This window comes from Streptomyces hazeniae (genome assembly GCF_031845485.1).
Taxonomy (GTDB): Bacteria; Actinomycetota; Actinomycetes; order Streptomycetales; family Streptomycetaceae; genus Streptomyces; species Streptomyces hazeniae.
This window is the reverse complement of the sequence record NZ_JAVREQ010000024.1, coordinates 1-25,583: the sequence shown is the minus strand read 5'-3', so window position 1 is coordinate 25,583 and position 25,583 is coordinate 1. Positions and strand designations below refer to the sequence as shown.

General features: G+C 74.4%; 22 protein-coding genes. 15 read left to right on the top strand and 7 right to left on the bottom strand.

The features are described 5' to 3' along the window. The first annotated feature begins 42 nt into the window (after positions 1–42). Positions 43–2,463: a HelD family protein gene (locus RM572_RS22890; protein ID WP_311675301.1), complete on the top strand. Its 2,421-nt coding sequence runs from the start codon at positions 43–45 to the stop codon at positions 2,461–2,463. Positions 2,464–2,565: 102 nt separating this feature from the next. Here RM572_RS22890 and RM572_RS22885 read toward each other — a convergent pair whose 3' ends face one another. Together RM572_RS22885 and RM572_RS22880 are read right to left on the bottom strand one after the other, a co-directional pair. After that, a complete protein-coding gene (locus RM572_RS22885) occupies positions 2,566–3,489 on the bottom strand; it encodes a formate/nitrite transporter family protein (RefSeq protein WP_311675300.1) in 924 nt (307 codons plus the stop codon). Between the two features lie 330 nt (positions 3,490–3,819). Next, positions 3,820–4,026, bottom strand: a complete 207-nt coding sequence (locus RM572_RS22880; RefSeq protein WP_027763438.1) for a cold-shock protein — start codon at positions 4,024–4,026, stop codon at positions 3,820–3,822. A 296-nt stretch (positions 4,027–4,322) separates the two neighbouring features. Between RM572_RS22880 and RM572_RS22875 the strand changes: the two genes are divergently transcribed. After that, entirely contained in the window at positions 4,323–5,777 is a 1,455-nt protein-coding gene (locus RM572_RS22875; protein ID WP_311675299.1) for an NAD-dependent malic enzyme, read from the top strand. A 271-nt stretch (positions 5,778–6,048) separates the two neighbouring features. Further along, a complete protein-coding gene (locus RM572_RS22870) occupies positions 6,049–6,330 on the top strand; it encodes an HU family DNA-binding protein (RefSeq protein ID WP_027763440.1) in 282 nt (93 codons plus the stop codon). A gap of 106 nt (positions 6,331–6,436) precedes the next feature. On the opposite strand, the gene murA is transcribed toward RM572_RS22870, so the two are convergent. After that, positions 6,437–7,762: a UDP-N-acetylglucosamine 1-carboxyvinyltransferase gene (murA, locus tag RM572_RS22865; RefSeq protein ID WP_311675298.1), complete on the bottom strand. Its 1,326-nt coding sequence runs from the start codon at positions 7,760–7,762 to the stop codon at positions 6,437–6,439. 258 nt (positions 7,763–8,020) lie between these two features. Between murA and RM572_RS22860 the strand changes: the two genes are divergently transcribed. From RM572_RS22860 to RM572_RS22820, 9 genes are all read left to right on the top strand, one after another. Next, entirely contained in the window at positions 8,021–8,785 is a 765-nt protein-coding gene (locus tag RM572_RS22860) for a YqgE/AlgH family protein (protein WP_311675297.1), read from the top strand. An 11-nt stretch (positions 8,786–8,796) separates the two neighbouring features. Further along, on the top strand, positions 8,797–9,096 hold the full coding sequence (locus RM572_RS22855; protein ID WP_311675296.1) for a DUF3039 domain-containing protein: 300 nt from the start codon (positions 8,797–8,799) through the stop codon (positions 9,094–9,096). A 315-nt stretch (positions 9,097–9,411) separates the two neighbouring features. Next, the gene (locus RM572_RS22850; protein ID WP_311675295.1) at positions 9,412–10,725 is read left to right on the top strand and encodes an extracellular solute-binding protein; all 1,314 of its coding nucleotides are present in this window, start codon (positions 9,412–9,414) and stop codon (positions 10,723–10,725) included. After that, on the top strand, positions 10,722–11,624 hold the full coding sequence (locus RM572_RS22845; protein ID WP_311675294.1) for a carbohydrate ABC transporter permease: 903 nt from the start codon (positions 10,722–10,724) through the stop codon (positions 11,622–11,624). Before RM572_RS22850 ends, RM572_RS22845 begins: the two co-directional genes overlap by 4 nt. 119 nt (positions 11,625–11,743) lie before the next feature. Beyond that, positions 11,744–12,568, top strand: coding sequence for a carbohydrate ABC transporter permease (locus RM572_RS22840; protein ID WP_311675349.1), 825 nt, complete (start codon positions 11,744–11,746; stop codon positions 12,566–12,568). Positions 12,569–12,574: 6 nt separating this feature from the next. Beyond that, positions 12,575–14,233, top strand: coding sequence for a beta-N-acetylhexosaminidase (locus RM572_RS22835; RefSeq protein ID WP_394813683.1), 1,659 nt, complete (start codon positions 12,575–12,577; stop codon positions 14,231–14,233). A gap of 378 nt (positions 14,234–14,611) precedes the next feature. After that, complete coding sequence (locus RM572_RS22830; RefSeq protein ID WP_394813682.1) at positions 14,612–15,559, top strand: FAD binding domain-containing protein; 948 nt, start codon at positions 14,612–14,614, stop codon at positions 15,557–15,559. Then, the gene (locus RM572_RS22825) at positions 15,556–18,321 is read left to right on the top strand and encodes a 2Fe-2S iron-sulfur cluster-binding protein (RefSeq protein WP_311675293.1); all 2,766 of its coding nucleotides are present in this window, start codon (positions 15,556–15,558) and stop codon (positions 18,319–18,321) included. Before RM572_RS22830 ends, RM572_RS22825 begins: the two co-directional genes overlap by 4 nt. A gap of 94 nt (positions 18,322–18,415) precedes the next feature. Then, positions 18,416–20,773: a xanthine dehydrogenase family protein molybdopterin-binding subunit gene (locus tag RM572_RS22820; RefSeq protein WP_311675292.1), complete on the top strand. Its 2,358-nt coding sequence runs from the start codon at positions 18,416–18,418 to the stop codon at positions 20,771–20,773. Positions 20,774–20,842: 69 nt separating this feature from the next. Here RM572_RS22820 and RM572_RS22815 read toward each other — a convergent pair whose 3' ends face one another. Next, on the bottom strand, positions 20,843–21,163 hold the full coding sequence (locus tag RM572_RS22815; protein ID WP_027763450.1) for a hypothetical protein: 321 nt from the start codon (positions 21,161–21,163) through the stop codon (positions 20,843–20,845). A 351-nt stretch (positions 21,164–21,514) separates the two neighbouring features. Here RM572_RS22815 and RM572_RS22810 point away from each other — a divergent pair, with 351 nt between their 5' ends. Continuing rightward, positions 21,515–22,648 (top strand): PucR family transcriptional regulator, encoded by a 1,134-nt coding sequence (locus RM572_RS22810; RefSeq protein ID WP_311675291.1) that lies wholly within the window; start codon positions 21,515–21,517, stop codon positions 22,646–22,648. A gap of 167 nt (positions 22,649–22,815) precedes the next feature. Here the strand turns inward: RM572_RS22810 and RM572_RS22805 are convergent, their stop codons facing one another. Genes RM572_RS22805 through RM572_RS22795 form a run of 3 tightly spaced genes read right to left on the bottom strand, consistent with a single transcriptional unit; the run spans position 22,816 to position 23,944 of the window. Then, the gene (locus RM572_RS22805) at positions 22,816–23,082 is read right to left on the bottom strand and encodes a DUF4235 domain-containing protein (protein ID WP_311675290.1); all 267 of its coding nucleotides are present in this window, start codon (positions 23,080–23,082) and stop codon (positions 22,816–22,818) included. After that, complete coding sequence (locus tag RM572_RS22800) at positions 23,079–23,528, bottom strand: DUF3618 domain-containing protein (protein WP_311675289.1); 450 nt, start codon at positions 23,526–23,528, stop codon at positions 23,079–23,081. The genes RM572_RS22805 and RM572_RS22800 overlap by 4 nt, the downstream gene beginning before the upstream one ends. After that, entirely contained in the window at positions 23,525–23,944 is a 420-nt protein-coding gene (locus tag RM572_RS22795) for a phage holin family protein (RefSeq protein ID WP_311675288.1), read from the bottom strand. The genes RM572_RS22800 and RM572_RS22795 overlap by 4 nt, the downstream gene beginning before the upstream one ends. Before the next feature lie 197 nt (positions 23,945–24,141). Here RM572_RS22795 and RM572_RS22790 point away from each other — a divergent pair, with 197 nt between their 5' ends. Next, entirely contained in the window at positions 24,142–24,489 is a 348-nt protein-coding gene (locus RM572_RS22790; protein WP_311675287.1) for a VOC family protein, read from the top strand. A 166-nt stretch (positions 24,490–24,655) separates the two neighbouring features. Continuing rightward, positions 24,656–25,180 (top strand): excalibur calcium-binding domain-containing protein, encoded by a 525-nt coding sequence (locus RM572_RS22785; protein ID WP_311675286.1) that lies wholly within the window; start codon positions 24,656–24,658, stop codon positions 25,178–25,180. Positions 25,181–25,583 lie beyond the last annotated feature (403 nt).

Genomic DNA, 25,583 nt, shown 5'->3' with positions numbered 1-25,583 from the left:
GCGTACGGTGGACGGCTGCCCTGTGAGAGAGAAGGGGGCCGCATGGGAGCGCAGGACACCGTGGACAGAGCAGACGGCCGGGCCGCGGACGCCGAGGGCGTGCGCGAACGGGAGACGCGTCGCGAGCAGACGCATCTGGACGCCGTGTACCGCCGTCTGGAGGAGAAGATCCACGAGGCCGAGTTCCTCATGGACGACGCCGCCAAGCGGGGGCAGGTCGGCACACCCGGCGCGCTCGCCGAACGCGACGCGCAGGTCTTCCGGGCCGGGATCCACCTCAACCGGCTGAACAGCGAGTTCGAGGACTTCCTCTTCGGCCGCATCGACCTGCTCGACGGCAAGACCGGCGAACGCGGCCCCGACGGCGCCTACACCTCCGTGGAGCCGGCCGACGACGCGGTGCGCCCGGACGGCGGCGCGGACATCGCCGAGACCCTGCACATCGGACGCCTGGGCGTGCTGGACGCCGACTACGCCCCGCTGGTCATCGACTGGCGGGCGCCCGCCGCCGCCCCCTTCTACCGGGCCACTCCCGTGACCCCCGGCCGGGTGGTGCGCCGCCGCGTCATCCGCAGCAAGGGCCGCCGCGTGCTCGGCGTCGAGGACGACCTGCTGCGCCCGGAGATCCGCGCCACCCTGGACGGCGAGGAACTGCCCGCCGTCGGCGACGGCGCCCTGATGGCCGCCCTGGGCCGGGCCCGCGGCCACGCCATGCGGGACATCGTGGCGTCCATCCAGGCCGAGCAGGACGAGGTGATCCGCGCCCCCGCCGCCTCCGTCACCGAGGTCGAGGGCGGCCCCGGCACGGGCAAGACCGCCGTCGCCCTGCACCGCGCGGCCTACCTCCTCTACCGGGACCGGCGCCGGTACGCGGGCGGCATCCTGGTCGTCAGCCCGACCCCCCTGCTGGTGTCGTACACCGAAGGCGTGCTGCCCTCCCTCGGCGAGGAGGGGCAGGTCGCCATCCGCGCGCTGGGCTCGCTGGTCGACGGTGTCGAGGCGAGCGCGTACGACGACCAGCCGGTGGCCCGCGTCAAGGGCTCCGCCCGCATGGTCGGGGTGCTGCGCCGGGCCGCGCGGGGCGCCCTGGAGCTGGGCGAGGTCCCGCAGCGGCTGCGCGTGGTGGCCTTCGGCTCCCGCGTCGAGCTGGGCGCGGACGAACTGCGGGCCGTACGCCGCCAGGTGCTGGGCGGCACCGCGCCGGTGAACCTGATGCGGCCCCGGGCCCGGCGGCTGCTGCTCGACGCGCTGTGGGAGAAGTCCGGCGCCGCCCGCCGGCACGCCCACGATCCCGAACTCGCCGCCGAGGTGCGGCAGGGCTTCGACGAGGACCTCGACGAGGAGACGGACTTCACCGACTTCCTCGACGCCTGGTGGCCGGAACTGACCCCGCGCCGCGTGCTCGCGGCGCTGGCCGACGAGAAGCGGCTCGCCCGCTGGGCACGCCGGATGCTCCGCGGCGGCGAGGTGCGGCTGCTGGCCCGCTCGCTGCGCCGGCTGGGCGTGGACGGCACGGGGCCGCTGTCCGTGCACGACGTCGCGCTGCTGGACGAGCTGCGGCAGCTCCTCGGCCCGCCCGCCGCCCGGCCGCGCAGGCAGGAGGACGATCCGCTGGACCAGCTCACGGGGCTGGAGGAGGTGACCACCGCCGCCGACCGCAGCGGCCCGCGCCGGCGGCGGCCCGATGTGGAGGAGGAGCGCCGCGACTACGCCCACGTCATCGTCGACGAGGCGCAGGACCTGACGCCCCTGCAGTGGCGGATGGTGGGACGGCGCGGCCGCCACGCCACCTGGACCGTGGTCGGCGATCCGGCGCAGAGTTCCTGGACGGACACCGACGAGGCCGCCGCCGCGCGCGCCGAGGCGTTGGGTGGCCGTCCGCGCCGTCGTTTCGAACTCACCGTCAACTACCGCAACCCGGCGGAGATCGCCGAACTCGCCGACCGGGTGCTGGCGTTGGCCATGCCGGGCAGCACCCCGCCGGAGGCCGTGCGCCGCACGGGCCTCGTCCCGCGCTTCGTCGCGGCCGTCGGCGCGGACGGCGCGGACGGCGCGGACGGCGCGGACGGGGAGGGCAACGGCGAGGACCTGCTGGGCCGGACCGTACGGGCCGAGGCCGAGCGGCTGCTCGCAGAGGTGGACGGCACGGTCGGCGTGGTGGTCGCGATGGGGCGGCGTACCCAGGCACGGCAGTGGCTGGCCGGCCTGGGCGACCGGGCCGTGGCGCTGGGCAGTCTGGAGGCGAAGGGACTGGAGTACGACGCCACCGTGGTCGTCTCGCCCGCCGAGATCGCGGAGGGCCTGTCCCCGCGCGAGTTCACCGAGGGCGGCCCGGGCGCCGGCGGAGCGGGGCTGAGGGTGCTGTACGTCGCGCTCACCCGTGCGACGCAGCGGCTCACCCTCGTCTCCGGCCCCCGCGACCTGCCCGACGCCGACGGGGTGCCGGACCTGCTGCGGGACTGAACGTGCCGCGCCGCTCCCCGAGGGGAGCAGGGCGGCACGTGCGGACCGTGAGCGGGCGTCAGCCGCCGCCCGCACGCCTGCCGGGCCCGCACGCCCCCGCCGTCACCCGGTGGGCCCGTCGGCCCGCCGCGCGGCCCCGCCCTCCGTACGCTCCTCCACCCGGTCGTCGGGCCGCCGGGGCGGCCGGACGGAGGCCCCGGCGGGGACGGACCCGCCGGCGGGCAGCCGGGGCGCGCCGGTCCGCGCGTGGGTGGCGTACAGCGTGAGTCCCACGAACGCCAGTCCGCCGACCACGTTGCCGACCAGGGTCGGAATCTCGTTCCAGAGCAGGTAGTCGGCGACGGAGAAGTCGCCGCCGAGCAGCAGGCCGGAGGGAAAGAGGAACATGTTGACGACCGAGTGCTCGAAGCCCATGTAGAAGAAGACCAGGATGGGCATCCACATCCCGATGACCTTCCCGGACACGGACGTCGACATCATGGCGGCGACCACGCCGGTGGAGACCATCCAGTTGCACAGCACGCCGCGCACGAAGAGCGTCAGCATGCCGGCGGCGCCGTGCTCGGCGTAACCGACGGTCCGTCCCTCGCCGATGGTGCCTATGGCGCGGCCCACCTCGTCGGGGCCGGTGGAGAAGCCGAAGGTGAGGATGACGGCCATCATCAGCGCGACGGTGAGCGCTCCGGCGAGGTTGCCGAGGAACACCAGCCCCCAGTTGCGTGCGACCGCCCGGACGGTGACGCCCGGCCGCCGGTCCAGCAGGGCGAGCGGCACGAGGGTGAACACGCCGGTGAGCAGGTCGAACCCCAGCAGGTAGAGCAGGCAGAAGCCGACCGGGAAGAGGAGCGCGCCGAGGAGGGGCTGGCCCGTCCGGACGGTGACGGTCACCGCGAAGGCGGCGGCGAGCGCCAGGATCGCGCCGGCCATGTAGGCGCGGATCACCGTGTCACGCGTCGACATGAAGACTTTGGACTCACCGGCGTCGATCATCCTGGTGACGAACTCCGGCGGACTGAGGTAGGACACAGCGGGCCTCTTGGGATCGGAGGAGGGCGGGCCGCACCCCGCCGGCGGCGGGGGCATCGGTGCCGCCACGCGGCACCGGGGCGCCCCAGTCTGCCGACCGTACGTTCCCGCGGCGTCCGAACGCCGCTTCCCGTCCCGCCGAACGCACAGGGCCCGGAAGGAGGGATGGCCGAACGGGCCCTGTTTGTTAGCCTGAGGGTGGCACCGGCCCGATCCATGCCCCCGGGCCCAACCATCGTCGCTTCGAGCGACCACTTGCCGCGAGGCGAGCTGGCGGGTCGGTGCCACCTTCTTCTCGTCGCCCCGCTTCGCCGGGCTCCGCTCGGGCCGTCAGCCGAGCACGCGCACCTGTTCGGCCTGCGGGCCCTTCCGGCCCTGAGCGATCTCGAACTCCACGCGCTGGGCGTCCTCCAGGCTGCGGTATCCGTCACCGTTGATCGAGCTGTAGTGGACGAAGACGTCCGGCCCGCCGCCCTCCTGAGCGATGAAGCCGTAGCCCTTCTCCGCGTTGAACCACTTGACCGTGCCCTGAGCCATTGTTCGGTCTCCTGTGTACGTACATGAGCGTGTGCGGGCAGGATCCTAGAACGATTCGGACCGTTTTCGACTGATTGATGCCGTGGAGGGCGCATGTCGCTTCCCGTTTCCGCGCGGCGCCCGGGGTTCCTCGCGGGGCGCCTTCTCTCGTATGGTGGAAGAATGATTCCACGAGAGGGGTCAGGTTTCTGCGTACCAGTCGGTAGGTGGGACTATCTGGTGACGCGCCGCGCGCAACGGTCCCCGGCGGACCGGGCCGGCGCCCGGTAGCACAGGGAAAGCAGAGGAAGTCGGCCATGGCAACGGCGCCCAGCGTCTCGTACTCGATGACGGTCCGTCTGGAAGTCCCCGCGGGCGGGACCGCGGTCAGTCAGCTCACCACTGCCGTGGAGTCCTCCGGCGGCTCGGTCACCGGTCTGGACGTGACGGCCTCCGGCCACGAACGGCTCCGGATCGACGTCACCATCGCCGCCAGCTCCACCGCGCACGCGGACTCCATCGTCCAGCAGTTGCGCGGCATCGAGGGCGTCACACTCGGCAAGGTCTCCGACCGGACGTTCCTGATGCACCTCGGCGGCAAGATCGAGATGTCGTCCAAGCATCCGATTCGCAACCGCGACGACCTCTCCATGGTCTACACCCCGGGTGTCGCCCGCGTCTGCACGCAGATCGCGGAGAACCCCGAGGACGCCCGGCGGCTCACCATCAAGCGGAACTCGGTCGCCGTCGTCACCGACGGCTCCGCCGTCCTCGGCCTGGGCAACATCGGGCCCAAGGCCGCGCTTCCGGTGATGGAGGGCAAGGCCGCGCTGTTCAAGACGTTCGCCGGCATCGACGCCTGGCCGATCTGCCTGGACACCCAGGACACCGACACCATCGTCGAGGTGGTCAAGGCGGTCGCCCCCGGCTTCGCCGGCATCAACCTCGAGGACATCTCGGCGCCGCGCTGCTTCGAGATCGAGGCGCGGCTGCGCGAGGCCCTGGACATCCCCGTCTTCCACGACGACCAGCACGGCACCGCCATCGTCGTCCTCGCCTCGCTGCACAACGCGCTGCGCGTGGTCGGCAAGAACATCGAGGACGTGCGCGTCGTCATGTCCGGCGCCGGAGCGGCCGGTACGGCGATCCTCAAGCTCCTGCTGGCCGCCGGTGTCAAGCACGCGGTGGTCGCCGACATCCACGGCGTCGTGCACGGCGGACGCGAGGACCTGGTGGACGCCGCCCCCGACTCGCCGCTGAGCTGGATCGCCCGCAACACCAACCCCGAGGGTGTCACCGGCACCCTCAAGGACGCGGTGGCCGGCTCCGACGTGTTCATCGGCGTGTCCGCTCCCGACGTCCTGGCCGGCGAGGACGTCGCCACGATGGCCGACGGCGCGATCGTCTTCGCGCTCGCCAACCCCGACCCGGAGATCGACCCGGCCGAGGCGCGCCGCACCGCGGCGGTCGTCGCCACCGGACGCTCCGACTTCCCGAACCAGATCAACAACGTGCTGGTCTTCCCCGGCGTCTTCCGCGGCCTGCTGGACGCGCAGTCGCGTACGGTCAACACGGAGATGATGCTGGCGGCGGCGCGCGCGCTCGCCGACGTGGTGCTGGAGGACGAGCTCAACGCGAACTACATCATCCCCAGCGTCTTCAACGAGAAGGTCTCCGGAGCGGTGGCCGGCGCGGTCCGCAAGGCCGTCAGGGCCGCCGGGGAATCCGCGACGCAGCCGGCGACGGAGGCGGCCGGCACGTCGGGGGAGTGACCCGGACGGGTGACACCTCTCACGGGTCCCGGCCCGCGTCCGCCCGGCGCGTCGCGGGTGTCGGCACCCGTGTGGCCCGTAGGGTTCGAGAAGCCGGAAGGGCGCCGGAAGGGTGTCGGATTGGCGTTCCCGCCGCAGGTGGGGGCAGGATGCGTCTTCGGGCGCGAGGGTCTGAACCTTAGGACCCGGGTCCGGGGACTGTCCGAGGGCCCTGGCAGCATCGGCTTCGACTCACGCCTCAACGGCAAGAAGAACACGGGAGTAACGAACTATGAACCGCAGTGAGCTGGTGGCCGCTCTGGCCGATCGTGCCGAGGTGACCCGCAAGGACGCCGACGCCGTTCTGGCCGCTCTGGCCGAGGTGACCGGCGAGGTCGTCTCCAAGGGCGACGAGAAGGTCACCATCCCCGGCTTCCTCACCTTCGAGCGCACGCACCGCGCCGCCCGCCAGGCGCGCAACCCGCAGACCGGTGAGCCGATCCAGATTCCGGCCGGGTACAGCGTCAAGGTGTCGGCCGGCTCCAAGCTGAAGGAAGCCGCCAAGGGCAAGTAAGGGCTATCGCCCTCCGAGCACGAGGGGCGGCCACCCTCCCAGGGTGGCCGCCCCTCGTCGCGTCCGAAGCGCCGGCGGTCCGCCTGCCGTGCGGCGCGGGTGCGCCCTACGGGCGCTCGACGTTGGCGCCGAGTTCGGCGAGCTTTTCCATGAAGTTCTCGTAGCCGCGGTTGATCAGGTCGATGCCGTGCACGCGCGACGTGCCCTGCGCGGCCAGTGCCGCGATGAGGTACGAGAACCCGCCCCGGAGGTCCGGGATGACCAGGTCGGAACCCTGGAGCTTCGTCGGCCCGGACACGACCGCGGAGTGGAGGAAGTTGCGCTGCCCGAAGCGGCACGGCGTGCCGCCCAGGCACTCGCGGTAGAGCTGGATGTGTGCGCCCATCTGGTTCAGGGCCTCTGTGAAGCCCAGCCGCGACTCGTACACCGTCTCGTGCACGATGGACAGCCCGGACGCCTGGGTGAGCGCCACGACCAGCGGCTGCTGCCAGTCGGTCTGGAAGCCCGGGTGGACGTCCGTCTCCAGCGCGATGGCCTTCAGCGGGCCGCCCGGGTGCCAGAAGCGGATGCCCTCGTCGCCGATCTCGAACGCGCCGCCGACCTTGCGGTAGGTGTTGAGGAACGTCATCATCTCGCGCTGCCGGGCGCCGTGGACGTAGACGCTTCCCTCCGTGGCGAGCGCGGCGCTCGCCCAGGACGCGGCCTCCAACCGGTCCGGGAGGGCCCGGTGGGTGTAGCCGTCCAGCCGGTCGACGCCGGTGATGCGGATGGTGCGGTCGGTGTCGACGGAGATGATCGCGCCCATCTTCTGCAGCACGCAGATGAGGTCTTCGATCTCCGGCTCGACCGCCGCGTTGGAGAGTTCGGTCACACCCTCGGCCAGAACGGCGGTGAGCAGCACCTGTTCGGTGGACCCGACCGACGGGTACGGCAGGCTGATCTTGGCGCCGCGCAGCCGCTGCGGCGCCTCCAGGTACTGGCCGTCGGCGCGCTTCTCGATGGTCGCGCCGAACTCCCGCAGCACGTCGAAGTGGAAGTTCACCGGACGGCCGCCGATGTCGCAGCCGCCGAGGCCCGGGATGAAGGCGTGGCCGAGGCGGTGCAGCAGCGGGCCGCAGAAGAGGATCGGGATGCGGGACGAGCCGGCGTGCGCGTCGATGTCGCCCACGTCGGCGCTCTCCACCCGCGAGGGGTCCATCACCAGTTCGCCCGGCTCCTCGCCCGCGCCCACGGTGACGCCGTGCAGCTGCAGCAGGCCGCGCACCACCCGCACGTCGCGGATGTCGGGCACGTTGCGCAGGCGGCTCGGGCCGCTGCCGAGCAGCGCCGCGACCATGGCCTTGGGCACGAGGTTCTTCGCGCCGCGGACACGGATCTCGCCCTCCAGTGGGCTACCGCCGTGGACGAGCAGGACATCTTCGGTGCCGGACATGGAGCTCCGCGTTTCGAACGGGGTTTCAGGGGACAGCACTCAAGACTAATGGCCCACAGGCCGCTTTCCGTACGCCCTGTGCGGGCCCGCCTGCTTCCGGAACCGTTTCTTCCGGCGTGGGAGGTGCCCGGATCGTCGGCCGGCGGAGGTCCCGGTCACCGCATGCCCACGGGGTGACCGGCGGTTTCGCGCCTTTCCGGGGGCCGGAGTGCGGCCGGAAGGTATCCCTGTCGGTGCCACGAGTGGGATCATTGCGGCATGACCGAGGTGTCCTCCCTCACCGGGCGGCTGCTGGTCGCCACCCCGGTGCTGTCCGACCCGAACTTCGACCGCGCCGTCGTGCTGCTCCTCGACCACGACGAGGAGGGCTCGCTGGGCGTGGTCCTGAACCGCCCGACGCCCGTGGACGTCGACGACATCCTGGAGGGCTGGGGCGATCTCGCGGGCGCCCCGGGGGTGGTGTTCCAAGGGGGGCCGGTGTCGCTGGACGCGGCGCTGGGGCTGGCCGTGGTCCCCACGGGCAACGGCGACCACGGCCCGGACGGTCCCCTCACCGGCGCGGCCGGTCCCCGCACGGGCCCGGAGAGGCCGGCCCGCGACGGGGCGCCGGACGCCGCGGGGGGAGCGGACCCCGCGCCCGGAGCGGACCTCGCGGGCGACGCGGCGGCCGAGGCCGCGGACGTGCTGGGCGGCGTCACCGGCCCGGACGCCCCGCGCGGCCCCGGGGACGGCCCGCTGGGATTCCGCCGTGTCTTCGGCGCGATCGGCCTGGTCGACCTGGACGCGCCGCCCGAGCTGCTGGCGGCCGAACTCGGCTCGCTGCGCATCTTCGCCGGGTACGCCGGCTGGGGCGCGGGCCAGCTCGAGGACGAGCTCGCCGAAGGCGCCTGGTACGTCGTGGAGTCCGAGCCGGGTGACGTGTCCTCGCCCGCCCCCGAGGGCCTGTGGCGTTCCGTACTGCGGAGGCAGCGCAGCGAACTGGCCATGGTCGCGACGTACCCGGACGACGCCTCGCTGAATTAGGCTTGGGTCACATGAGCACTCTCGAGCCCGAGCGCGGGACCGGTACCGGCACTCTCGTCGAGCCGACCCCGCAGACATCGCACGGTGACGGCGACCACGAGCGGTTCGCCCACTACGTCCAGAAGGACAAGATCATGGCCAGCGCGCTCGACGGGACGCCCGTCGTCGCGCTCTGCGGCAAGGTCTGGGTGCCGGGTCGCGACCCGAAGAAGTACCCGGTGTGCCCCATGTGCAAGGAGATCTACGAGACCATGGGCGCCGGCGGCGGCAAGAACGGCAAGGACGGCGACGGCAAGGGCGGCAAGAAGTAGCGCCCGCCGCGGCGCACACCTGACGCCGCACACCGCGCAGGGCTCACACGGCGCGCTCCGCCGGGCACCCTCTCGAACGAGGGTCCGGCGGGGCGCGCCGTGCTGTGCGCGGCGGCCACCCGTGCCCGCCCGGCGCGCCCCTGCCCGCTGCTCCGTGCTCCGGCCGTTCCGGCGGCATTCGATTGGTCGAGACCTCTTGTGGCCCGCGACGGTCGGCTCTAGCCTCCTGCCCGGCCCGGTTGTGCAATGCGAAACGCGCATTGCACATGTTGCAACGCTGTGTCGTTCCGCCGTCGACCCGCCAGGGGGCACGCCATGAGACCGTCCGCACTCCGACTCCTCTCCCGGCCGGCCGCCGTCCTCGGTCTGGCCACCGCCCTGGCCCTCACCGGCTGCGCGCCGTCCACCTCGTCGGGCGGTGCGGAGCAGGGCGGCGACGACCGGACGGGCACGCTGCGCGTCTGGCTCTTCCGCGAGGTCGACAACGCGCCGAAGCAGCGGATCGTCGACGACGTCGTCGCCGGGTTCGAGAAGCAGCACGACGGCGTGACCGTCGACGTGCAGTACATCCCCGTCGACAGCCGCGCGGAGAAGATGAAGGGCGCCCTGAACGACCCCTCCTCCGCTCCCGACGTCGTCGAGTTCGGCAACACCGACACCGCCGGCCTGGTCGAGAACGGCGCCCTCCTCGACGTCACCGACGCCTTCGAGGAGTGGGACGAGACCGCGGACACCGATCCCACCGCACGGCAGTCGGTGACCGTCCAGGGCCGCGTGTACGGCGCTCCGCTGTTCGTCGGCGTCCGCGCCCTGTACTACCGCACGGACGTGTTCGACGACCTCGGCCTCGAACCGCCCGCCACCCTCGACGAACTCGCCGACACCGCACGACGGATACGGCAGGAGCGCCCGCAGATGTACGGCATCGCCGTCGGCGGCTCGTACACCTACGGCGCCCTGCCCTTCGTCTGGGCGCACGGCGGCGAGGTCGCCGAGAAGCGCGGCGGCGCATGGACGGCGACGATCGACGACGCGGCCGCACGCAAGGGCGTCACCGCGTACACCGACCTCTTCGGCCCCGGCAACTGCCCGCCCGCCACCTGCGCGCAGATGGGCGGCAACGACACCGTCGAAGCCTTCGCCAACGGCAAGGCGGGCATGGTGATCGGCGGCGACTTCAACCGCGAGGCCGTCGGGAACAGCGAAGTGGCCGGCAGCTACGACGTGGTGCCGCTGCCCGGCGTCCGGGAGGGGGAGATCGCGCCCGCCTTCGCCGGCGGCAACAATCTCGGCGTCATGCGCGGCACCGGCCACCGCGGTCTGGCCGTCGACCTGATGCGGCGGCTGGCGGGCAAGGAGACGCAGGAGCGGCTGTTCGCCGAGATGGGCTTCCTGCCGACCTTCACCGACACCCGGCAGCAGGTCGCCGCCGAGGAGCCGTTCGTCGAGCCCTTCGTGCGGACGCTGGACGTCGGCGCGAAGTTCGTGCCCGCCACGCCCGCGTGGTCGGCCATCGACGCGAGCCAGGTGCTGCCCACCATGTTCCAGCGCGTCGTCAGCGGCAAGCAGGACGTACCCGGAGCCACCGGGGCCGCCGCACGCACGATGGACGAGGCCTTCGCGCGGTGAGCGGCCCGGCCGTCGCCGCGCGCCGCGGGGGCGGGTGGACGCCCTGGCTCTACCTCGCCCCCGCGCTGCTGGTGATCGCGGCACTGCTCGCGTACCCGATCTACCAGCTCGGCCTGATCTCCCTCTACGAGTACACCCAGGCCCAGGTCAGCGGCGGGCAGCCGACCACGTTCCAGGGCCTGGGCAACTACGCCGAGCTGGCGCGCGACCCGAAGTTCTGGGACGTGCTGCTGGTCACCGTCGGCTTCGCCGCCGCCTGCGTCCTCGGCACCCTGGCCGTCGGGTGCGCGCTGGCCGTCCTCCTGACCCGGGTGCGGGCGGTGCCGCGGCTGGCGCTGATGCTGGCCTCGCTCGGCGCCTGGGCGACCCCGGCCATCACCGGGTCCACCGTCTGGGTGTTCCTCTTCCACCCCGACTTCGGCCCGGTCAACCGGGTCTTCGGACTGGGCGACTTCTCCTGGACGTACGGCCGGTGGAGCGCGTTCCTCCTGGTGTTCCTGGAGGTCGTGTGGTGCTCGTTCCCGCTCGTGATGGTGACGGTCTACGCCGGAATCCGCGCCATTCCCGCAGAGGTGCTGGAGGCCGCCGCCCTCGACGGCGCGCGGACGCCGCGGATCTGGCGCAGTGTCATGGCGCCGATGCTGCGGCCGCTGCTGGTTGTGGTGACCATCCAGTCGATCATCTGGGACTTCAAGATATTCACGCAGATCTACGTGATGACCGGAGGCGGGGGCGTCGCCGGCCAGAATCTCGTGCTCAACGTGTACGCCTACCAGAAGGCGTTCGCGTCCGCCCGCTACGGCCTGGGTTCCGCGATCGGCATCGTGATGCTGCTGATCCTGCTGGGCGTCACGCTCGTCTATCTGCGCGTGCTGCGCCGCCGGGGTGAGGAACTGTGACGACCACACCGACCACACCGACCACACCGACCACGAGGACCGCACAGGCCGCGAAGGTGCCGGGCCAGCGGAACGCGCCGACGCGACCGACCGCGTCCCGCGGCGTACGCCTGCCGCGGATTCGGCGCCCCTGGCGGCTGCTCGCCGAGACCGGGGCGCTCGCGACCGCACTGGTGGTCGCCTTTCCCCTCTACTGGATGGTGCTCTCCGCGTTCAAGCCGCAGGCCGAGGTGCAGTCCGACCGGCCCGTGCCGTGGACGACGAGCCCCACCCTGGACAGTTTCCAGCGGGTCTTCACCCAGCAGGACTTCGGCCGCTACTTCCTCAACAGCCTGCTGGTCGCCGGGACCGTCGTGGTCGCCTCCGCGCTCATCGCGTTTCTCGCGGCCACCGCGGTCGCCCGATTCCGGTTCCGTTTCCGCACCACCGTGCTGATCATGTTCCTCACCGCGCAGATGGTCCCGATCGAGGCGCTCACCATTCCCGTGTTCTTCCTGATGCGGGACGTCGGCGCGCTCAACTCGCTGGTCTCCCTGATCCTTCCGCATCTCGCCTTCTCCCTGCCGTTCGCGGTGTGGATGCTGCGCGGATTCGTGAAAGCCGTTCCCGCGTCCCTGGAGGAGCAGGCGTACCTCGACGGCGCGAGCCGCAGCCGGTTCCTGTGGCAGATCCTCTTTCCACTGGTGCTCCCCGGGCTGGTGGCCACCAGCGTGTTCTCCTTCATCTCCACCTGGAACGACTTCCTGTTCGCCAAGTCGTTCCTCATCAGCGCCACCGAGAACTCCACCCTCCCGATGGCACTGCTGGTCTTCTTCGACACCGAAACCCCCGACTGGGGAGGCGTGATGGCCGCCTCCACCGTGATGACCGTGCCCGTGCTGGTCTTCTTCGTCGCCGTACAGCGCCGCCTGGTCTCGGGCCTCGGCGGCGCCGTGAAGGACTGATGCCCCGTGCCGGAGAAACCCCGGCTGATCCCCGCCCCGCGTGTCCTGGAAACCGCCGGCGGCCCCCCGTTCACGTTCACCGGCACCACCGCCGTCGAGGCCGGGCCGGGCACCGACGGCGCGGCCCGGCTGCTGCGCTCCGCCCTGGGCGCCGCCACCGGGCTGCCGCTCCCGCCCCGCCGCAGCGGGGACGAGGGCCCGTACGTCGCGCTGGCCGTGGACGACGACGGCTCCGCCGTCGGGCCCGGCCCGGAGTCCTACCGGCTGGACGTCCACGCGGGCGGCGTGCGGATCACGGGCGGCGGAGCGGCGGGCGTCCACCACGGGGTGCAGACCCTGCGGCAGCTCCTGCACCCCGCCGCCTACCGGCGCGCCCCGGTCCGCGGCGGCCCGTGGACCGTCCCGCCCGTGCACGTGGAGGACGCGCCCCGCTTCCGCTGGCGCGGCCACCTCCTGGACGTGGCACGGCACTTCCAGCCGAAGGACGACGTGCTCCGCTGCCTGGATCTGCTCGCCCTGCACAAGCTCAACGTGCTGCACCTGCACCTGACCGACGACCAGGGCTGGCGTCTGCAGATCCGCCGCCACCCCCGGCTCACCGAGGTCGGCGCCTGGCGGCCCCGCACCCGCCTCGGCCACCGCGCCTCCCCGCTGTGGGACGAGCGCCCGCACGGCGGCTTCTACACCCACGACGACGTCCGCGAGATCGTCGCGTACGCCGCCGAACGCCACATCACCGTCGTCCCCGAGATCGACGTCCCGGGCCACTCCCAGGCCGCCGTCGCCGCCCACCCCGAACTCGGCAACGCCGACGCCGTCGACACCGCCGCCCTCGGCGTCTGGACCGACTGGGGCGTCAGCCCGCACGTGCTCGCGCCCACCGACCGCACGCTGCGCTTCTACGAAGAGGTGCTGGAGGAGGTCCTGGAACTCTTCCCCTCGCCCTGGATCCACGTCGGCGGCGACGAGGTCCCCACCGGCGAGTGGCGTGCCTCGCCCGCCGCCCAGGACCGCATCCGCACCGAAGGCCTCTCCGGAGAACCCGCCCTGCACACCTGGTTCGTGAGCCACTTCGCACGCCACCTGGCGGCACGCGGCCGCCGTGCGGTCGGCTGGGACGAGATCCTCGACGCCGGGGCCGGCCGCCTCCCGCCCGACGCCGTCGTCTCCTCCTGGCGCGGCTACGCGGGCGGCATCGCCGCCGCCGAGGCCGGACACGACGTGGTGATGTGCCCCGAGCAGCAGGTGTACCTCGACCACCGCCAGCACCCGGGCGAGGACGAGCCGGTGCCGCTCGGCCACGTCCGCACCCTGGAGGACGTCTACCGCTTCGAACCCGTGCCGCCGCGACTGGCCGGAACGCCCGCGGCGGCCCGGGTGCTGGGCGCCCAGGCGAACATGTGGACCGAGGCCGCGGAGACCCGGCAGCGCGTCGACTACCAGACCCACCCCCGGCTGGCGGCCTTCGCCGAGGTCGTCTGGTCCGCCCTCCCGCCGCCCGCTGCGCGGCCGTTCGACGACTTCCGCGACCGGCTGGAGGGCGCACACCTGGCCCGTCTCGACGCCCTCGGCGTCGACTACCGGCCGCCCGCCGGGCCCCGGCCGTGGCAGCGTCGTCCCGGGGTGCTCGGACGCCCGATCGAGGGACCACCCCCGATCGTGTGAGGCGTGCGCGAGCGGCCCCCGTTCCCGGGCGCGGACTGCGACCGTGGAGGCGTACGCCTCGCAGCGCACGGGCGGCCGTGCACGCCCGGCACGCACGCGCACCCGTCGTGGTCGGTCTCCGCCCGCGACGCGCGCGCACCGGATCTCCCGAGAGCACGCGAACGCGACGAACGGCATCCGTCCCGGCATGCGGAACGCACCGGAACGTACCGCCGGAACCGCCGCGATCCGGTCTCGAGGGAAGGTATCGGCACAGCTCTCCCCTAGCGGACCCTCGCGTCGGCAGTCGAGTGAGATGTGCCAGAGTTGCCACGTCCGGGCTGTGAGCACGTACCGTACGGCAGGGCAGCCGGGACGGCCGGGGAAGGGGCAGCTGGATTGAGCACGCACGCACCGCATGCACCACAGGCGGCGCAGTCCGCTGCGCAGCCGGGCGCGCCGGTCACCCTGCCGGCCACGCTCGACGAAGCGGTCGCCGCGCTCACCGCCATGCCCGCGGCCGTGCCCGTCGCCGGCGGCACCGACCTGATGGCCGCCGTGAACTCCGGCCGGCTGCGCCCCGCCGCCCTCGTCGGCCTGGCGCGGATCAGCGAGATCCGCGGCTGGGAGTACCAGGACGGCCACGCCCTCCTCGGGGCCGGACTCACCCTCGCCCGCATGGGCCGCCCCGACTTCGCCGCGCTCATCCCCGCGCTCGCCGCCGCCGCGCGCGCGGCCGGTCCGCCGCAGATCCGCAACGTCGGCACGCTCGGCGGCAACATCGTCAGCGCCGCCCCCACCGGCGACACCCTGCCCGTGCTCGCCGCCCTGGAGGCGGCGGTGCTGGTCGCCGGGCCGTCCGGCGGACCGGGGGAGGGCGGCGTCGCGCGGCGGGAGATCCCCGTCGGCCACCTGCTCTCCGGCAGGGAGATGCTCCGCCCCGGCGAGATCGTCGGCTATGTCCGGGTGCCCCTGCTGCACGCCCCGCAGACCTTCCTCAAGGCCACCGGCCGCACCGGCCCCGGCCGTGCCCTGGCCTCCGCCTCGGTCGTGCTCGACCCGGCGCGGCGCGGGGTGCGCTGCGCGGTCGGTGCCGTCGCCCCGATGCCACTGCGGCCGCTGGAGGCCGAACGCTGGGTCGCCTCGCTCATCGACTGGGACGGCGACCGCGGCCTGGCCCCGGAGGCGCTGCACGCGTTCGGGGAGTACGTCGCCATGGCGTGCATCCCCGACCCGTCGCCTCCGGAGGACGGCGGGGAGACTCCCGTACTTCCGGCCGCCGCCCTGCACCTGCGGCGCACCGTGGCGGCGCTGGCCCGCCGAGGACTCGGGAGGGCGCTGGCATGACCCACGAGCCGCACGACCGGCAGGACCCGTACGACCCGCAGGACCCGTACGGCCCCGAGGGCAGCAACCCAGGAGCGGGCACGCACGAGGGGTACGGCGACGGGCACGGCGGCTACGGCCACGCGGACGCCGGATACCCCCCGGAAGCCGGATACCCCCCGGGCGCCGTCGGCTACGGCGACTACGGCACCCCCTACGACGCGGGCGCGGCGCAGTACGGCGGGCACGGCCCCGCGCCGCACGCCGGCCACCCTGCGCCCGCGCCGGGGAGTTGGGGCGGCGAGTACGACGCGGACGCCACGGCGTTCGTGCAGCTCCCCGGCCCCGGCAGCAGCCTGCCCGGCGCCGACCCGCTGGCAGCCCCCGGCACCGGCCAGGGCTACACCCCGCCCGCACTCGGCGACTTCGAGCCCGGCGCGGCCGGCGGCCACTCCGGCACCGGGTACGCGGGCACCGGCCACTCCTCCGGAGCCGACTACGCCGGCAGCGGGTACTACGGGACGGAAGGGCACGCCGTGCCCACGGCCACGGGCCCCGGTGGCGAGCCGGTACACGGCGGAGGGGGTCACCTCGGCGGTTCGCCGATGACTCCGGCCGCGAGCACCGACCCCTCGGCTGCCGGGCAGTGGACCATGCCGTTCGCCGTGGCCTCCGATCCCGCGCCGCACGGCGGTCACCCCGAGCGGGGGCAACACCCCGGCCCGGCCCACGACGACGCCACCTTCGGCGCCGGCGCCGCGGCGGACGACGCCGACGCCCACCCGCAGAGCGGCGGAATGGCCGCCGCGATGGGCCAGGGTGCCGCGGCCGCCCTCGCCGGCTCGCACGAGGCGCGCACCCAGCGCCGCCCGCTCGGGTCGGGCGGCGGCGCCGGCCGCCCCGACGAGTCCGCACCCGGCGACGGCCCCGACCCCTACCGCTCTCACGGGCCCGACACCACCGCCGTGCCCCACGCCCGGCAGGCTCCCGGCGCGGTCGAGCCGCCGCACGGGCCGGCGGAGTGGCCGCACTCCGGTCCCGCCACGGCCGAGGCCCCGGGACACGGTGTGGGCGCCGCCGGGCAGGAGACGCAGCTCGCCGACGCCCTCGCACGCCGTCAGGTGCCCTTCGCCGGTACGCCCGGAGCGGACGCCCCGCCCGCCGTGCACTGGCCGGAACCCGGGGACGTGCCGCAGCCGGACGTGCCGCATCCGGGCGGCCCTCGGCCGGACCTGGCAGATACCGCCGGGCCGCGCCCCGGTGGCGGTGCCCCTCCCGGTGCGCATCCCGATGCGGGACCGGACGGGTACGGCGCCGGACAGGTGCCTCAGCAGGGCGGCGCGTTCGACCCGGAGAGCCTGCCCACCGTCTCACCGTCCAGCGCGATCCCGTACGCCGACTCCACGCCCTCCGGCGCTCGGGATGCCGCGTCCGGGAACGACGTCGGCGCCCTTCCCGGGGGCCCGGACGACGCGGGACCGCCCGCACCCGCGCCCGTCCCGCCCGCCGGAGGCCCGGCGGGCGGACCTCGGACGCCCACCTGGCCCGAGCCCGGCTCTCTCCCCGCGACCGGCGACGACCCCCTCCTGGCCGCCGGTGCCGTGCCCTTCCCCGGTCCCGCGCAGGAGGCCGGGTGGCCGGGGCCGGTTCCGGACGCCCCCCCGGCGGAGGAATCCGCGGCCGTGCCGGGGGGTCCGGAAGCGCCGGGGCACCACGCGGCCGGCGAGCACGCGGAGCCGGCCGGGGGCGCGGAGGCCGCCGGGACGGACGAGCCTGCGGCCGCACCGGAGCCCTCCTCGCCCGCGCCGTCCCCGGCCGTCCCGTCCCCGGCCGCCGCCGGAGCAGGGGCCGTATCGGTCAGCAAGATCCCGTTCGTGGAGTCCACTCCGGGCGCCGGCGTGCCCACCCCGCCCGCACCGGCCGCGACCGTGCGCACCGAGCCCCCGGCCGCCGCTTCGGAGACGGAGCCCGCCACGTCCGAGGGCGTCGGGGCCGCTGAGGCGTCCGGGGCACCTGCGGGGGCCGACGGCTGGCCGCACGACGGCTCGGGGCCGGGCCCGGACGACTCCGGCGAGTACGTCACCACGCCCGCCGCCCGTGCCGCAGCGGCAGCGGAGCCCGCCGAGGCCGCGGAGCCCTTCGAGCCCGTCGAGGCCGCGGGTCCCCCCGAAGCCGCGGACCCGGTCCCGCCCGGTACGCCGGACCCCGCCGGCCCCGCCCCCGCGGACCAGCCCGAACCGGCCCCCGCCGGGCTCGCGCACAGCGACCACCCCCACGTCTCGTACGTGCTGCGGGTGAACGGCGTGGACCGGCCGGTCAGCGAGGCGTGGATCGGCGAGTCGCTGCTCTACGTGCTCCGGGAACGCCTCGGCCTCGCCGGCGCCAAGGACGGCTGTTCGCAGGGCGAGTGCGGCGCCTGCTCGGTGCAGGTGGACGGCCGGCTGGTCGCCTCCTGCCTGGTGCCCGCGGCCACCGCGGCGGGCAGTGAGGTCCGTACCGTCGAGGGCCTGGCCGAGGACGGTGAGCCGTCCGACGTGCAGCGCGCGCTCACCGCCTGCGGCGCCGTCCAGTGCGGCTTCTGCGTGCCCGGCCTGGCCATGGCCGTCCACGACCTGCTCGAGGGCAACCACGCGCCGACCGAGCTGGAGACCCGGCAGGCGATCTGCGGCAACCTCTGCCGCTGCTCCGGCTACCGCGGCGTCCTGGACGCGGTCGACACGGTGGTCTCCGACCGTGCCGACCGTGCCGCCCGCGAGGGGCAGCCCGAGGGAGGCGACGCGTGACACGTCCGCCGGTCCGCCGCCCCCGTTCCCGCTCCCGGGCACCCCGCGAAACCGCGCGCGGCACCGCGCGCCCGCGCACGCGAAAGGCGACGGCATGACCAGCACGGCCGACGGCCCGGGCGTGGTGCCGGGCACCCCCTCCCACGGCACGCCCGTCGGACCGGGCACGCCCGTCGGACCGGGCGGGCCGGCCGCCCCGCCCGAGCCCTCGCTCGGCATCGGCGCCTCCCTGCCCTCCGTCGACGCGGCAGCCAAGGCCGAGGGCAGCTTTCCGTACGCCGCCGATCTGTGGGCCGAGGGTCTGCTGTGGGCGGCGATCCTGCGCGCCCCGCACCCGCACGCGCGCATCACCGGCATCGACACCTCACGGGCCGCCGCCCTGCCCGGCGTCCGCGCCGTCGTCACCCACGAGGACGTGCCCGGCGACCCGGCGTACGGCCGGCGAGTCGCCGACCGGCCCGCGTTCGCCCGCGACGTGGTCCGCCACCACGGCGAACCGGTCGCCGCCGTCGCCGCCGACCATCCCGACACCGCCCGGCTCGCCGCGGCCGCGATCGCCGTCGAGTACGAGGTGCTCGACCCGGTCACCGACCCGGAGCAGTCCTTCGAGGCCGAGCCGCTGCACCCGGACGGCAACCTGATCCGCCACATCCCGCTGCGCTACGGCGACCCGGACGTCACCGGCGAGGTCGTCGTCGAGGGCCTGTACCGCATCGGCCGCCAGGACCCGGCGCCCATCGGCGCCGAGGCGGGCCTCGCCGTGCCGCGCCCGGACGGCGGCGTGGAGATCTACACCGCCTCCACCGACCCGCACTCCGACCGCGACCAGGCCGCCGCCTGCTTCGGCCTGTCGCCGGAGCAGGTCAAGGTCGTGGTCACCGGCGTGCCCGGCGCGCTCGGCGACCGCGAGGACACCGGCATGCAGGTGCCGCTGGGCCTGCTCGCGCTGCGCACCGGCTGCCCGGTGAAGATCGCCGCCACCCGCGAGGAGTCCTTCCTCGGCCACGCCCACCGCCACCCCACGCTGCTGCGCTACCGGCACCACGCGAACGCCGACGGCAGGCTCCTCAAGGTCGAGGCGCAGATCCTGCTCGACGCCGGGGCCTACGCCGACACGTCCTCCGACGCGCTGGCCGCCGCCGTGTCCTTCGCCGCCGGCCCGTACGTCGTTCCGCACGCCGTCGTCGACGGCTGGGCCGTGCGCACCAACAACCCGCCCTCCGGGCACCTGCGCGGCGAGGGGGCCATGCAGGTCTGCGCCGCGTACGAGGGCCAGATGGACAAGCTCGCCGCCCGGCTCGGCGTCGAACCCGCCGAACTGCGGCTGCGCAACGCCCTTGCCACCGGTGACCTGCTGCCCACCGGCCAGACCGTCACCTGTCCCGCGCCCGTCGCCGAACTCCTCACCGCCGTACGGGACGCGCCGCTGCCGGCGCTGCCCAAGGACAGCCCCGCCTCGGAGTGGCTGCTGCCCGGCGGCCCCGAGGGCGCCGGCGAACCGGGCGCCGTGCGGCGTGGCGTGGGCTACGGGCTGGGCATGGTGCACATGCTCGGGGCCGAGGGCACGGACGAGGTCAGCACGGCGACGGTGAAGGTCGAGGGCACCGTGGCGACCGTGCTGTGCGCGGCCGTCGAGACCGGCCAGGGCTTCTCCACCCTCGCCCGGCAGATCGTGCAGGAGACCCTCGGCATCGAGGAGGTGCACGTCGCCTCCGTGGACACCGACCAGCCCCCGGCCGGTGCCGGTGCACGCAGCCGCCACACCTGGGTCTCCGGCGGCGCGGTGGAACGCGCCGCGAAGATGGTCCGCACCCAGCTCCTCCAGCCGCTCGCGGCCAAGTTCGGCATGTCCACAGAACTGCTGACCGTCGCCGACGGGAAGATCACCTCGTACGACGGGGTGCTGTCCACCACGGTCGCGGAGGAGCTGGCGGGCAAGGAGCTCTGGGCGACCGCGCAGTGCCGCCCGCACCCCACCGAGCCGCTCGACGACTCCGGGCAGGGTGACGCGTTCGTCGGTCTCGCCTTCGCCGCGGTGCGCGCCGTGGTCGACGTGGACGTGGAACTCGGCTCGATCCGCGTCGTGGAGATGGCGGTCGCGCAGGACGTCGGCCGCGTCCTCAACCCCCAGCAACTGCGGGCCCGCATCGAGGCCGGCGTCACCCAGGGCATCGGGGCGGCGCTCACCGAGCACCTGCGCGTCGCGAAGGGCGTCGTACGCCACCCCGACCTGACCGCCTACGCGCTACCCACCTCGCTCGACGCACCGGAGATCCGGATCGTGAAACTCGTCGAGGAGCGTGACGTGGTGGCGCCGTTCGGCGCCAAGGCCGTCTCGGCGGTGCCGGTCGTGGCCTCCCCCGCGGCGGTCGCCTCCGCCGTACGGGCCGCCACCGGCCGTCCCGTCAACCGCCTGCCGATCCGGCCACAGGCCGCCGTCACCGAGACCTGACGCGAGGACGCCGGCACGCGCCGGGGCGCCGGGCCGCCCGGCCCGGCGCCCCGGCGGGAGCGGTCGGCGTCAGCCGGCGCGGGTCAGCCGGTACTCCGTGGTGGGGAAGCCGCCGTTGGCGCTGCACAGCGAACTCGACCGGGAGTCGGTCCAGTTCCATCCCACCGGAACCAGGCAGGCCCACAGCCCTTCCGAGGGCGCCACGACGTTGTAGCTCATGCCGTTGGGCACGCCGCAGCCGGCGTCCCAGGTCTTCCACGTGTACGTCATGCCCGGCGGCACCGAGCACTGCCAGGCCGCGTGCGCGGGGGCGGCGGTGCCGAGGCTCAGACCGCCGGCGGCCATCAGGGTCACGGCCGCCGTGGTCAGCGTCGTGCGCAGCTTTCTCATCGAGGGTTCCTTTCGCGGCGGCGTCCTTCGCCGCCGGCAGCACATCCGAGCAGAGCGCCTGTGGCGTCTCAACACGTGAGCGCGCTGGAGGGCGGGAGAGGCCCCGAACCTCTCCCGCGTGGGTGAACCCGGGGGCGGAATCCTCCCGTCCGGCGCATGGCGGGGACCGCCGGAGACAGGGGCGGTCACCGTTCCCCGGGGGCGCGGGACACCCGTGTCGCGGGCAACCACCATTGCCGCGGCGGCCGGGCCGTGTTGGGCTGCCTGCCCGCGCTTCGGTCGCCGTCGCGGCGGGCGACAGGGACTACCGGAGAGACGATGGGCAGCAGTCGGCAGGGCTTCTTCGAGCGTGTGAGTGCACGACGTGACGCCACCGCGCTCGCGATCCGCGACGCGCTGGTGCGCCACGTGCGGGCCTACGGTGCGCAGCCGTCCACCGCACGGATCACCCTGCTGCACGAGGTGCACGAGACGTGGCGCCCGGTCCTGTGCCGTGCGCCGGGAGGCGAGCCGCTGCACCGCGACGACCTCGCCGTCTACCGCGAGCTCGCGCGCTCCCGGGCCCTCCATGCCTTTCCCTTCGCCGACTTCCGGGCCGGCTTCGAGGTGGCGCACACCGCGGGACTCCGGGCGTGCCTCGCCGTGGCCGAACCCGGCGAGTCGGTGCAGCCCGTGGCGTTCACGGCCTGGGGCGTACGGGAACTGCCGCGCGTGCTCGACGTGGTGACCGAGTCCTACCTGGACGTGCACCGTTCCCGGGGCAACGCCCCGGCGGCGCGGGCGCTGCTGCTCGACGCGCTGCTGGCCGGGCGCGCACCGGGCCCGGAGTCCGACGCCGGACACCTGGTGGTGGTGTTCCGCCCGAGGGAGCGGGGCGCGGCCGTGGCGGCGGGGACCACCGCCGCGGTGGAACGCCTGCTCGGCGAACGCTCCGGGCTGCTCTGGCGCGGCGGTCCGGCCACCGGCGAACTCCTGGTGACGGTGCCGGTGGAGAGCACCCTGCAGCGGGCCCGGGAGGTGGCGCGGGACTTGGCCGTCGATCTCGCCGGGGCCTGGCGGAGCAGACTGCACGCCGCGGAGGCGTTCGGGGCCTCGCCCGCCGAAGTGCCCGCCGCCCTCCGGGAGGCGCGGAGGACGCTGCGGCTGGTGACGGCGCTGCCGGATGCGGGGGACCGCCCGTACCGCGAGGACGACCTCCTCGTGGAACTCGCGGTGGCGCGGCAGCCGGACGTACGCCTGCGCCTGACCCGGCTGCTGGAGCCGCTCGACCGCGGCCCGGACCTGCGCCGCACGCTCGAGTCCCTGCTCGCCTGCGGGCTGGACCGGCAGCGTACGGCCGCGGCACTGCACCTGCACCGGCGGTCGCTCGCCTACCGGCTGGGCCGGATCAGGGAGCTGACCGGTCTCGATCCCGCGACGCCGCACGGCATCCAGGTCCTCCGGGCGGCGCTCTGCGCCGCGCGGCTCGACGCGCTCCCCGAGTGACCGGCCGGGTGCGCACTCCGGAGGCGCCACCTGACCGCCTGACCGCCTGACCACCCAACCGCCTCACTGCCTCACTGTGAACCCGTCGGCGCACGCCTCGGGGCCGGACTCCCGCCAGGAGTCCGGCCCCGAGGCGTGGGGGCGTGGGGGTCCGGTGCCGCCCGTCGTCAGTCGGGCCAACTGCCCGTCAGCCGGTGCACGGCCGTGGCGCCACCGCGGTCGACGGCCGCCTTGACCGCGGCGAAGATCGCGCCCTGCAGCGTCGCGGCGACCAGGACCTCCGTCCAGCCGCGGTCGCGGTCCGTGGCGTTCGGTGCGTCGTCGGCGTTCCCGACCGCCTTCCACACCCTCTTGAACAGCGCACCCGCGAGCATGCCGCCGGCCGCGCCCAGCACCATGCCCACGGGCCTGTACGCGATCCGTGCCGCGTTCACCGGCGGGACTTCTTCCTCCGCCGCGCGACGAACACGACGGCGAGCGCGGCGAGGCCGCCGGCCAGCAGTCCCCGCTTGCCGCGTGTGGCCTCCGCCGCCTGCGCGGCCTTGTCCTGCACCGGAGCCGGGGTGTTCGCCTGTGCCTTGGCGGCCAGGGTCTGCGCCGTGCCGGTCACCCGCTCCGCCGCCTGCGCGGCCTTGTCACGCACGGGCTCCGGCGTCCTGTCCCGTGCCGTCCGGAGCAGGCGTGCACCCTTCTCCTGTACCTGCGCGGTCTTCTCCTGCACCTGCTGTTTCACCTCCGCCGCGGTCTGCTGCGCGTGGGCCCTGAGGTCCGACTTGTCGGCCAGCGCTTGCACCGTCTCGCCGAGCTTCTCGCGGGTCTCCTCCGCCTCTTCGCGCAGCTTCTCGGGTGTCTCCTCGCTGCTGGGCGCTGGTTCGGTCATCGGTGCGCGCTCTCCTTGATGTGGGTGACGTCCGTCTTCACGTTGTCGATGGCCTCCTCCGGCACCGGCGGCGCCGCCTGCCGGACCTTGTCCCTGCCCACCGCCGCGAGCGCCCCGGCCAGCGCGAACAGCGCGACCGTCACCACGAGTGCGGACAGCCACAGCGGCCAGACCAGGGCGAGGGCGACGACCGCGGTCGCGACCGCCGCCTGGAGGGCGAGCACGGAGACCAGCCCGGCGCCGCCGAACAGGCCACCACCGATGCCGAAACGTTTACCCTTCTGCTTCATCTCCGTCTGCGCGAGCCGGAGTTCGGTCCGCACCAGATGGGAGATCTCCTCGGAGGCCTGCTTCACCAGGTCTCCGACGGGGGCGTCCTGACGCCCGGTCGCTGGAGCATCCGGCGTTCCGTTCATGCCCGTTGCCTCTCTCCTGTCGTCACGACGACGACGGCGTGCACCGTCAATTCGGCCTCGCCGCCCGCGTACCCGGTCCGCTCAACGGAACACATCGCCGCCGTCGGCCCCTGCGCCTCCGGGGTGCGTGCGGGGGCAGGGTGTCCCGTAGTACTCCTGTGGAGTCCGACCCCACCTCTCCTCACGGGAGTTCACCGATGGCCGTTCGCCGCGTCATGCCCGTCCTCCAGTCCGACGCGACGGAGGAGAACAGCGCGTTCTACGCGATCCTCGGCATGGAGGAGGTCATGAACCTCGGCTGGATCACGACGCTCGCCTCGCCGTCCACCCCCGCGGCACAGGTCAGTGTGATGACCGCCGACAGGACCGCGCCCGTCACGCCGCACATGAGCGTGGAGGTGGACGACGTGGACGCGGTCCACGCCCTCCTGCGGGAACGCGGCGCCGAGATCGTGCACCCGTTGCAGGACGAGGAGTGGGGAGTGCGGCGCTTCTTCGTCCGGGACCCCGACGGCCGTGTGATCAACGTCCTCTCCCACCGCTGACCCCTCCGGGCCGACCTTCGCCCCGGCCGGGCACGGTGGCGGCCCCCCGCCGTGCCCGGGAGGTGACGGGGCGGGGTCACCCGAACGGGGGTGTCGGGCTGACCGTGCGGGTGCGACCGCGCCTACGTTCGAACGACGCGACACCGTGAACGTCAGGAGGCCGACCATGCACCTCCGCACCGCAGCCGCCACCGCGGTCCTGGCCTGCACCGCCCTGCTGCCGGCGGTCGGCGCCGCACACGCCCAGCCCGGCGGTCAGGACAAGGACTGCTCGGACTTCGAGACCCAGCTGGAGGCCCAGCAGGTGCTGGACGGGGACCCCCTCGACTTCTTCCGCCTGGACACCGACGAGGACGGCATCGCCTGCGAGTCGCTGCCCGGCACACCGGTGGCGGCGAGCACGAGCCCCAGCGCCTCGGCCCTGCCGAACCCGCCGGCCTCGACACCGGGCGCCCCGGCCCCGACCACGGCCACACCCACCACCACGCCCCCGACAGCGCCCACCCTCACGCCCACCGCGCCACCGCCCTCGACGGTGCGCCCCAGCGGCGCGCCGCCCGCCGGAGTGGGCGGTACCGCGGACGCGCGGGACGGCGGCGCGGGTGCCGTGCTCCCGCTCGGTCTCGGCCTCACGGCCGCCGCGGTGGCCGGCGGCGTGCTCGCCCTCGCCCGACGTCGCGGACGCGGCTGACCGGCGCGCGGCCGCACCTCCCCGCCCCGGCGGCGGGCCGCCGCCCTCGCTCGCGCGGGCGGTCCGCCGGAACGCGGCGACATTGCGGCCGCCTCCGGGTGGGGAGACCCTGGAAGTGTCGGCGCGTTGCGGAGCCGGCCCGGCGCGTGCGACGGGGCGCACGGCGAGGGGCAGCGGCCGGTGCCGCACGTGCGACGCGAGTACGGACACGCTGCACACATGCGCGGGGCGCGGCCCCGCCCGACCGCCTCGATCCGACCCGGTGGGACGACGCCCCGTCCGACAAGGGAACGATCATGAGCACCCCCAGTACCCCCACCCCCCCCCCCACTCGCCCCACCCCGGAACCCGCCGACCAGGAACAACAGCGCCCGGCGCAGCGCCGACCCGTCACCGGCCCACA